This window comes from Tenacibaculum piscium (assembly GCF_021390715.1).
Classification (GTDB): Bacteria; Bacteroidota; Bacteroidia; order Flavobacteriales; family Flavobacteriaceae; genus Polaribacter; species Polaribacter piscius.
In genome coordinates, this window is the sequence record NZ_JAJGWT010000007.1 from 38,392 (window position 1) to 49,316 (window position 10,925).

A 10,925-nucleotide genomic window follows, 5' to 3' on the forward strand; every position below is an offset into this window, starting at 1 on the left:
GCTCGTGAACAAAGTTAAAAACACAAGAAATAAAAACTGTTTTAGCACAAGCAAGATGCTTGCGCTAGCCAAGGATATTCTAAAAAAAATCTATTTAAATTTCCTGTAAAAATTAGATATCGCTATCGTGAGCATCTTGCTCGTGAACAAAATAAAAAACACAAGAAATAAAAAAACAGTTTTAGCACAAGCAAGATACTTTCGCTAGCAAAGGATATTCTAAGAGCCTGTTTAAATTTTATTTAAAAACATTTTATAGTTGAAAAATCGAATCCGTCAAACTGAATTTATTTCAGTTTCGCATCCTGATTTGCCGTAGTTCTTCTCTTTATGCGATTCTGAAATAAATTCAGAATGACGAGAATTTGGTTTTTTATTTAATTTTTAAACAGGCTCTAATAAAAAACTATTTAAATTTCCTATAAAAATTAGATATCGCTATCGTGAGCATCTTGCTCGTGAACAAAATTAAAAACAAATAAAAAAACAGTTTTAGCACAAGCAAGATACTTTCGCTAGCAAAGGATATTCTAATAAAAGTCTATTTAAATTTCCTGTAAAAATTAGATATCGCTATCGCGAGCATCTTGCTCGTGAACAAAGTAAAACACAAGAAATAAAAAAACTATTTTAGCACAAGCAAGATGCTTGCGCTAGCCAAGGATATTCTAATAAAAGTCTATTTAAATTTCCTGTAAAAATTATATATCGCTATCGCGAGCATCTTGCTCGTGAACAAAGTAAAACACAAGAAATAAAAACTGTTTTAGCACAAGCAAGATACTTTCGCTAGCCAAGGATTCTTTGTTTTAAACGAATTTCTATAAAAAATAAGAAAATTATAAGAGCCTGTTTAAAAATTAAAGAAACTGTCAGTTCGAGTGATTTTTTTCCTTCAAAAAAATTGTATCGAGAACTTTTTTAGCATCAAAATTCATCAAGATAAAATAATTCAAATTCTCGATACAATTTTAATTCCTTTTAGTCATTAAAATCACTCGAATTGACAAGAATCATCAAAAAAAAAAGGAAAGAACTACGGCAAATCAGGATGCGAAACTGAAATAAATTCAGTTTGACGGATTCGATTTTCTGTTTTCATGCTATAAAACTTTTTTTTGATAAAATTCAAACAAGTTCTTAAATTGAGAACTAAATATCATACCAATAGAAATCAGCAAAAAACAACTGACAATAACTAAAAATTCAAAATAATAGTTACATATATCAAATTGTAACCAACCGATAATTCCTTTATAAAAAATTACAATTTCAGTTAAAAAAAAACCAATTAAATAAAACAAAATGCTTTTTTTAGTGAGTTTTATCAACTTAAATTGATGTAAAAAAAGAATGATCGAAAGGCTGATAATCCCCAGAAAAATAAAATGCAAATAACCAATTATAAAATCAATATTTGAAAAAATAATGATTGAAAAATAAGGAATTGTAGCAATGAGTTGAAATACTAATTTTAACATCAAAAAAACAACCACTATTTTTAATAGTTGAAAAGTTACTACCGAAAATCTCGAAAAAATACTTTTGATTTGCTGTTGATAAACCATTAAGTTTTTAATCAAAAAAGAAAAAGAAATCAATTGTAACAACGCACCAAAACCACTGATTAAATAAACAAAAATACTAGGTTTCATCCATAAAAGTGAAATTCCAAAAGTTAAAAAAACACCGCTGTTAAACATCCAAAAAAATACTTGAAATTGCTTTTTTGATAATGTAATTTTAGCTTTTTTATTTTGCTGATTATCTTGTTTATAATCGTTATTTTGTTCTAAAATATAGAAGAAAATACCAAAAATTGCTAAAATAAACCAACCATTATATTGAAAATGAAGGTAAAAATAAATAGCATTTTTATATAAACTACTGCCAATTCCTTCCGTTTTTATAATGATTCCTAACGCCCAAGGTCCTAAACTTGAAAGCATCATATACCATAATGAAATCCGAATACATTTGTATGAATTTGTTTGTTTTTGAAGGGGTGAAGTATGCTTGAAAATAAAATATCCGAAGAAATAAGAGGCAATTAAAAATAAGGTAGAAAATAAAATCGAAAAAAAGGCGTAGCCCATAAAAGGAAAACAGATAAGCATACCAATAATGCTTATCTGTGTGGCGAAAAATATTTTTTGATACTTTTTTTTAGAACGAATATCAAGCTCATTTTTCTTGAAATACATCGCGTAAATAAGCGTCGTAAATGCCGTGTAAACCCAACCCAGTAAAGCCGTGTGAGAATGTGCGTGTACCATAAAACGATAATTTATAGGCACATCAATTACAGCAAATAAGCGAAGTAAAACACCTAAAAAAGCAATGATTAAAAAATATGCTAAAGCAATTTTACCATGTTTCTGTAAGAAATTAGACGAATTTTCGGCATTAAAATCGAAAATCATACGCGAACCGCACCAGGAACTAAACCTGTATAATCACCATTATTTCGGATAACATCACGAACAATAGACGATGAAATATAACTTTTTCCAGACGATGTCAATAAAAAAACAGTTTCTATTTCTGATAATTTTCGATTCGTGTGCGCAATGGCTTTTTCAAATTCAAAATCCGCAGGATTTCGCAAACCTCGTAATATAAATTGAGCCTTTTCTTCCTGACAAAATTTTACGGTTAATCCGCTGTAAATAACAACCTTAATTTTTGGCTGATTCTTAAATGTTTCTTCAATAAAACGCTTGCGTTCTTCCAATGAAAACATATATTTTTTATCGGCATTTACCCCGATAGCAATCACTAATTCGTCAAATAAGGTAACGCCACGCTCAATAATATCAACGTGTCCTAAGGTAATCGGGTCGAAAGACCCAGGGAAAACTGCTTTTTTCATATTTTTAATTAATTAACGTCATTTTTTAATGTGTTAAAGCAGTTTCAATGGCATCACCAAATAATTCAGTTAATGAAATACCAGCATGTCTTGCTTGTTGCGGTAAAATACTCGCTTCGGTTAATCCAGGAACCGTATTCATTTCTAAAAAATGAGGCTCATCATTTACAAAAATATATTCCGAACGAGAAAAACCACGCATATTTAATACGTCATATACTCGTTTTGAAATTTCGATAACACGATTTTCTTGACTTTTACTGATGCGTGCAGGTGTTATTTCTTGCGATTTTCCTTCGTATTTTGCCTGATAATCAAAAAAATCGTTTTCAGAAACAATTTCCGTAATCGGCAAAACCCTCGTAATACCTTTGTGCTGAATTACACCAACCGAAACCTCGGTACCATCTAAAAAACTTTCAATCAATAGTTCCGAATCTTCTTGATACGCCATTTCTAAAGCAGGCATAAATTCAGCTTTTGTATGTACTTTTGAAATCCCAAAACTAGAACCCGCATTATTAGGTTTTACAAAACATGGTAAGCCAACTTTTTTAATGATTTCATCAACATTAATTTGATCACCTTGGTTTAAATATACCGAAATGGCTGTTGAAATTCCGTAATTTTTTACAACACTTAACGTATCTCGTTTGTTAAAGGTTAATGCCATTTGATAAAAAGGAGCAGACGTATGTTTAATTCCGATTAAATCAAAATAAGCCAAAATAGTACCGTTTTCACCTGGATTTCCGTGAATTGCATTGAAAACAGCATCAAAAATGACTTTTTTACCTTTTATATCCGCAGAAAAATCATCCTTATTAATAGGGAATTCTAGGTTTTTTTTATCAACTAAAACCCATTTGTCTTTTAAAATATGTACTTTATATACATTATATTTTTCTTTGTCGAGATGCTCGTAAACAACCGCACCACTTTGTAAGGATATTGCTACTTCAGAAGAATATCCACCCATAATAATAGCTATATTTTTTTTCACTTTTACTGTGTTTGAATTTTTTATATTGTAAGAAATTGAACATCTAAAGATGCAAACTTACCAAAAAAACTAGTTTAAGTCTTTATGAATTAAAAATACTAATATTTTTACTGTAAATTTGCAAACGTATCAAAAAAAAATACAAAAAATTATCTCCAAGAAATAGATCAAAATATATCAAAAAAAATATCAAAAAATAATATGAGTAATTTTTCAGAAAAACTTAAAAATTTATTGCAATTCCTAAAAAGTAAAACCTTTTTTATACAAATAGGAATCGCTATTGTTTCATTACTGATACTTGTCTTTGTATTGCAATGGTGGTTAGGTGTGACAACAAATCACGACCAAAAAATACAAGTTCCTAATTTGCATAAAATGTCGTTATCGGCAGTTGAAAAAAAATTAGACGAACTTAATTTAGATTTTATCATTATTGATAGCGCAACCTATAATCCTGATTATCCAAAGAAATCAGTCATAGAACAAAATCCAGAAGTAGGTGATTTTGTCAAAGAAAAAAGAAAACTATACTTAACATTAAATCCGTCTAAATATAGAGATATTGAAGTGCCAAACCTAAACGGACGTACCAAAAGACAAGCAACAACACACTTACAATCGCAAGGTTTTATTGTCGGAAAAGAAGTTACACTGGTAAACGATATCGGAAAAGATGTTGTTAGAGGATTGAAATATAAGGGCGAAAAAATTACGCCAGGAACAAAATTACCTAAAAAAACAACCATCACTCTAATTTTAGGAGATGGAAATGGTAACTAATTGATATAAAATATATATAAGAGATTCATGCAGGAAGACACAAATTTAGAAATAGAAAATGACGATTTATACGAACATCACAAGTTTGTAGCAACCGCTGGGCAAGAGCCTTTAAGAGTTGATAAATTTTTAATGAACTTCATTGAAAATTCAACACGAAGTAAAATTCAACAAGCCGCTAAGGCAGGAAATGTATTGGTAAATGAAGTGGCTGTAAAAGCGAATCATAAAGTAAAACCAACCGATATCGTTCGTGTAGTTTTGGCATATCCGCCTGCGGAAAATTTATTGGTAGCTGAGGATTTACCAATCGACATTGTCTATGAAGATGATGATGTAATTGTGGTTAATAAAGTCGCAGGAATGGTCGTGCATCCAGGACATGGAAATTATTCAGGAACCTTGGTGAATGGATTAATTCATCATGTTGAAAATTTACCAAAAAACTCTAACGAACGCCCTGGTTTGGTGCATCGTATCGATAAAGATACTAGCGGATTATTAGTTGTCGCTAAAAATGAATACGCAATGTCGCATTTATCAAAACAATTTTTTGATAGAACAACCGAACGCTTATATTATGCCATCGTTTGGGGAGATGTAAAAGAAGATACAGGAACTATTGAAGGAAATATCGGACGTAGTTTTAGAAATCGCTTGCAAATGGACGTGTTTCCAGAAGGCGATTACGGAAAACATGCCGTAACACATTATAAAGTTTTAGAGCGTTTAACCTATGTTACCTTGGTGCAATGTAAGTTGGAAACAGGAAGAACACATCAAATTAGAGCGCATTTTAAACATATCGGACATACCTTATTTAATGATGAGCGTTATGGTGGTAACGATATTTTAAAAGGAACAACCTTTACAAAATATAAGCAATTTGTAAACAATTGTTTTAAAGTATTGCCAAGACAAGCATTACATGCCAAAACATTAGGATTTACGCATCCGAAAACAGGAGAATTTATGCAGTTTAATACTGAAATTCCTGCAGATATAGAAGCCTGTTTAGCAAAATGGCGTACCTATTCTGAAAATTCTAAATTACAAGAATTAGACGAAGAATAATTTCTTATTTTAAATGAAATTATATAAAAAATACAAGGGGTTGAAACCCCTTGTTACTTCATGAAAACGTTATAAATACTTTATCAATTAAAATAAATTTTAGTGTAATCTCATTTCAACTAGTGTCATAATTCGTTCAAATTGGTCTTTTAATCCCATGTTTGAGTTGTCAAATTCAATCGCATCATCGGTAAGAATCAGCGGAGAATCAGCTCTAGTTTCATCAATTCGATCACGCTCTTGAACATTGTGTAATATCTCTTGATAAGTTACTGTATCACCGCGATCTAATAATTCTTTATAACGGCGTGTCGCTCGTTTATCCGCAGAAGCCGTCATAAATAACTTTAACTCGGCATCAGGAAAAACAACCGAACCGATATCACGACCATCCATTACGATTCCTTTATTTTTTCCCATTTCCTGTTGTTCGCTCACCAGCTTTTTTCGAACTTCCGAAATCGTAGCAACTTTACTAACCAAACGAGAAACTTCAATACTTCTTATCGCTTTTTCAACATTCAGACCATTTAAAAACATTTCTGCAAAACCTAAGGCATCGTTATAAACAAAAGAAACCGAAATATTTTGTAAATCAGCAATTAAATCATTAGGGTTGAAATGCGTATCTGAAATATAATTTTTTTGCATTGCATACAGCGTAACAGCTCGGTACATAGCTCCTGTATCAACATAAATATAGCCTAGTTTTTTGGCCAATTGTTTGGCGATAGTACTCTTACCTGTTGATGAAAAGCCATCAATAGCTATGGTGATTTTTTGTGTCATATTAAAAAAATATATAAATAAAAAAATATAAATATAGTTACGAATATACAATAGATTTTTATTTTTTAAGAAAGGTTTTTTAAAATAATAATGTTCATTTTTATTCAAGATTTAACATAAGTTTAAGTTTTTTTAAGAGAAGCTAAGTGCTTATTTTTTATGGTTTTATTTGCTTTTTTGAGTTGTTTTTTGTATGTTCGAGATAGATTTTAAATATCATTATAATTTGTTATATTAAAAGTTTATATTTGCTTTCCCTTTCCCCTTAAGTACAATATTTTTTAAGTATAATTTAAAATGAAAAGAATAATTAAAAGCATACATATACTTTTAGGGATATTCCTCTTTTTTGCCAGTACGATACTATTTTCTCAAGAGCTGTTAAAGCCAGAAATACAGTTCGTGTCAGCTTGTGATACAGAGATTCCTACAGATTATAAAGTTGTTTTTAAATATTCAACGACGGTATTTGCTTCGGATAATGAATTCACAATAGAATTATCTGACGGTAATGGAACTTGGGGTGCTCCCGTAAATTTAGCGACAGTAGCCACAGAAAATGAAACATTTACCTTTTCAAGAAGTTTTCAATTACCTGATAATTCGTACGGTAAAAATTATAAAATTAGATTAGTTGCTACTTCACCAGCGATGATTAGTCCCGAATCGGATTCTTTTGAAGCTTATAAAATGATTTCAGGAACATTTATTTTAAATGATTTTAAAAATGTGTTTCTGTGTGATGGTGATACCTCTGAATTAACATTAAACACGAATCAGGAAGGAGATTATAAATGGTTTAAAGATGGCGGTATCGTTGCTACAACAACTCAGCCTGTATTGGAAGTTTCGACACCAGGGAAATATCAAGTTAAAATTGATTACGGTGCGTGTGGTTTTAAAGAATCAACATTAATAGATGTTTTTGTTGTTACCGAATCAGAAAAAAAAATAAAAGGACCAGATGTCGTTGAAATTTGTGGCGATCAAGCACATACGTTCGAAGCAAATGTTGAAAATCCATCGTATATCTATAATTGGTACTTTAATACCAACTTAGTGCAATCCTCATCATCAGCAACATATACAACACCAACAGTAGGGCAATTGGGAAATTATTATTTAGAAATTGATACAGGAACTTCTTGTATTACCGCTTCAAATGAAGTAGAATTAACATCAAAAGTTACAGCGACAGTAACTGTTTCTAATGAAACACCTTTAGTATCAGTACTGTTGTTAGGAGAAAAAGTTGATTTGTCGATTACTGTAAACGGAACAGCCGATTATACTATTGAATGGTATAAAGATACCAAACGATTATTTGGTATTGGAGGAACTTCTATCGAAGTTAGTGTTCCTGGAGAATATATCGCAAATATTGTAGAAACAAGTACTGGAGGATGTACCGTATCTACGGCTTCAAAAATAATGAGCGTATTAGGTGTGAAATCTTTTTTGCCTGTTATTATTGCTGATGAAAATTATGAAGAATGTAATGCGTCAGGGGTCGATTTGAGTCTGAAACAAGTAAATGTTGTTGCCTCGGATGATGAAATATATGTTTTAACACCCGAACAATTAGCATTATTATCATACCAATGGACGTTTAATAAAGTTGATATTCCATCGGCAACCAATAAAGAATTAACACGTAGTTCACATACACAATCGGGTGTGTACACGATACAAGTTAGTCACGGTGGTTTGGATAAAATGCCCTCCAATGAATTGGATATTAAAATGATCGCTAAAATCCCTACGACAACAGCAAGTTCAGCATCAAATTCATTATGTTCAGGAGGTAAAATTATTTATACGATTGATGAATTAGTAACAGGATATACCTATGAATGGTTTCAATCAGTAGCAGATTCAACAGAAAAAACACTAATCGCTACCAATATTACTGATTTAGAAGTTACCGAAATCGGAACTTATAGCTTGAAAATGAGCGGTTTTGGTTGTTCAAAAATAATTGAAGAAAAAATAGTAGTTTTGTTTGATGATTCTGCGATAACGGTAACGCCTTCAGAAAAAATAGTCCTTCCTGAAGGAGAAGAAGTTGTTGTAACCGCTAGCGGAGCAGAATCGTATAAGTGGTATAAAGGTACAGGTGAAAATCAAAATAATGCTAATTTACTAGGAACAACTGAAAATTTATCCGTAAATACGCTAGGTTTTTATACCGTAATTGCGACAGTAGGTTCTTGTTCTGTACAAAAAACAATTGAAGCAATTGAACAGGATAATCAGCAAGTTGTACCAAACGTAATAACTCCTAATGGAGATGGTAAAAATGATTCTTGGAAAATATCCAATAGATATGCTTTTCAAGAAGAAATAACTGTAGAATTGTATGATTCAACAGGTAAATTAATAGTAAAAACAACCGATTATAAAAATGATTGGCCGCTAGAAGATTTAGGAAATCAAGTAATTTTTTATTATAAAATTATTCGTGATAATCAAATTATAAAAGCAGGAACAATATCCGTGTTATATTAATGAAAATGATAGTCAACATATTAAAAAAAATTAGTGTACTTTTTATTTTTCTAATTAGCGTAACATCAGTAGGGCAAATATTAGGGAATAATGGACAGAACTATAATTCTTTTAGTGCTCGAAACTTTATGAAATTTAACCGTTTTTTAACGGTGCCTACTTTTTCCGCTTTGCGAGAAAATAAAACGGCTTTAACAGGAATTGTGCGCAATAGTAATATCGATTTTGAAGATAATCCAAGATTGCATTTACTTTCCTATTCAGGGAAAATGCGTGAAAGCGTAGGAGCTGGTTTTGTAGTGTATCAACAAGAAGTTGGAGCAATGAAAGATTTTGGAGCAATCGCAAATTATGCACAAAAAATCCAATTAAATCAAAATATGGATTTAACTTTTGGATTTAATTTCTTATATAGTAGAAGTAGTATTGATTGGGCGAGAGTTCTTGTAAATGATCAGGATGATTTGTTTTTATCAAACTTTCAAGATATTCCTATGGTGATGTTACAACCTGCAGTAACACTATCTTTTGGTAGTTTTGATGTTGGTCTGTTCTTTGAAAATTTAGTCGATTTTAATTTGAAAAAAAGTGAAGTAGCGACCGATTTTGGTCAAAAAACCTTTTCGGCACACGCTATGTATTCTTATGAATTTAGCTATGCCGCAGGTATTTTTGAACGTGCCGATTTAAGAGCTTTAGTAGTCGCATCAAAAGCAGGTAAACAAGGATTTAATGGTTCAGGAAGTCTTATTTTAGACCTACCAAAAGCAGGTTGGATAAAAGCAGGATACGATAAAACATATGGAATATCCGCAGGTTTAGGTGTTAATATTTCTGATGAATTATCCATCGGTTTTAGTTACGAAAAAAATGAATTTGCAGCAACCAATGAAGTTGGATTAACCTATAATTTTGGACAAAAAAATTATATCAGAAATAGACCAAAAAGAAGAACAGGTAACGTAAATGTAACATTGCCAAAAAGAACACCTAAAAAAACGAAAAAGAAAACCGATTATAAAGATGAAGAACATCATGATTTATCAGATGAACTTCAACAGGCTCAAGATTCTATTAATGTATTAAATGAAAAAGTAGATGAGGTGCTTCGAATTTTGAAAAATCAACCACCATTAATCAAACAAAAAATAGAAGAACCAAAAACATTTATACCCAAAGAAATCAAAGGAGATGAAAAAGATACTTCCTTAAAAAGAAGAAATAAAGCACCTTGGCGTGAAAGTACAATTACACATTCTGGAGGTGGAGGTACGATGTATTACGTGGTTTCCGATAGATACAGAAATAAAGAAAATGTCGATGCTTTAATAGAAAAATGGAGTAGATTAGGCGCAGAAGCTAAATATATCTTCGATCCTACCGATAAATGGTATTATGTGTATATTGACAGATATGCTAAAAAAGTAGATGCTATCGAAAAAGTAGACGATTTTAACGATAAAACACGTTTATTTGAAAGTAATGATAAAAATGATCAATCATCAATAAAATTAAATAGCGGAAAAGATCCGGTATATGTGGTTAAATTAACCATCGGTGAAGCAGGTGATTCGTATAAAGAACCTAAAAAACAACCACCCGCTAGAGTAAGAACCATGTCGAACTCACAAGGAATTGAGCCAGGATATTATTTACAAGTATATGTAAATTCAAAAAAATCATTAGCCGATAGAAATGTTGATGAACTAAGAAATGATGATATCAAAGCAGGATATTTTATAAATCCGACCACAGGATATATGCATGTATATATCGCTAAAGTAGATAGCAAAGAAGAAGCTATTCGTTTGTATAACAATAATTTAAACGGCGCGTTTTACGATCGTAAAACCATAGTACGTATAAAATAATTTTAGATTACCCCAACAATAAATT

At 31.1% G+C, this 10,925-nt stretch carries 8 protein-coding genes; 4 read left to right on the forward strand and 4 right to left on the reverse strand.

What is annotated here, in order from left to right; translation table 11 throughout:
- Positions 1-1,103: 1,103 nt before the first annotated feature.
- From L0U77_RS08140 to L0U77_RS08150, 3 genes are read right to left on the reverse strand one after another with little or no spacing between them, the layout of a single operon-like run.
- On the reverse strand, positions 1,104-2,423 hold the full coding sequence (locus L0U77_RS08140; RefSeq protein ID WP_233897178.1) for a hypothetical protein: 1,320 nt from the start codon (positions 2,421-2,423) through the stop codon (positions 1,104-1,106).
- Entirely contained in the window at positions 2,420-2,872 is a 453-nt protein-coding gene (coaD, locus tag L0U77_RS08145; RefSeq protein ID WP_233897179.1) for a pantetheine-phosphate adenylyltransferase, read from the reverse strand. The genes L0U77_RS08140 and coaD overlap by 4 nt, the downstream gene beginning before the upstream one ends.
- A 25-nt stretch (positions 2,873-2,897) precedes the next feature.
- Positions 2,898-3,875, reverse strand: coding sequence for a D-alanine--D-alanine ligase (locus L0U77_RS08150; protein WP_193700028.1), 978 nt, complete (start codon positions 3,873-3,875; stop codon positions 2,898-2,900).
- Between the two features lie 201 nt (positions 3,876-4,076).
- On the opposite strand from L0U77_RS08150, the gene L0U77_RS08155 reads away from it, so the two are divergent.
- Positions 4,077-4,658 (forward strand): PASTA domain-containing protein, encoded by a 582-nt coding sequence (locus L0U77_RS08155; protein WP_101917135.1) that lies wholly within the window; start codon positions 4,077-4,079, stop codon positions 4,656-4,658.
- Positions 4,659-4,685: 27 nt separating this feature from the next.
- Positions 4,686-5,732: an RluA family pseudouridine synthase gene (locus L0U77_RS08160; RefSeq protein WP_193706487.1), complete on the forward strand. Its 1,047-nt coding sequence runs from the start codon at positions 4,686-4,688 to the stop codon at positions 5,730-5,732.
- A 99-nt stretch (positions 5,733-5,831) separates the two neighbouring features.
- Here the strand turns inward: L0U77_RS08160 and cmk are convergent, their stop codons facing one another.
- On the reverse strand, positions 5,832-6,521 hold the full coding sequence (gene cmk / locus L0U77_RS08165) for a (d)CMP kinase (RefSeq protein WP_233881763.1): 690 nt from the start codon (positions 6,519-6,521) through the stop codon (positions 5,832-5,834).
- Positions 6,522-6,818: 297 nt separating this feature from the next.
- On the opposite strand from cmk, the gene L0U77_RS08170 reads away from it, so the two are divergent.
- Together L0U77_RS08170 and L0U77_RS08175 are read left to right on the forward strand one after the other, a co-directional pair.
- The gene (locus L0U77_RS08170; RefSeq protein ID WP_233901003.1) at positions 6,819-9,029 is read left to right on the forward strand and encodes a T9SS type B sorting domain-containing protein; all 2,211 of its coding nucleotides are present in this window, start codon (positions 6,819-6,821) and stop codon (positions 9,027-9,029) included.
- Positions 9,030-9,034: 5 nt separating this feature from the next.
- Positions 9,035-10,900 (forward strand): PorP/SprF family type IX secretion system membrane protein, encoded by a 1,866-nt coding sequence (locus L0U77_RS08175; protein WP_233901004.1) that lies wholly within the window; start codon positions 9,035-9,037, stop codon positions 10,898-10,900.
- The last annotated feature ends 25 nt before the right edge of the window (positions 10,901-10,925 follow it).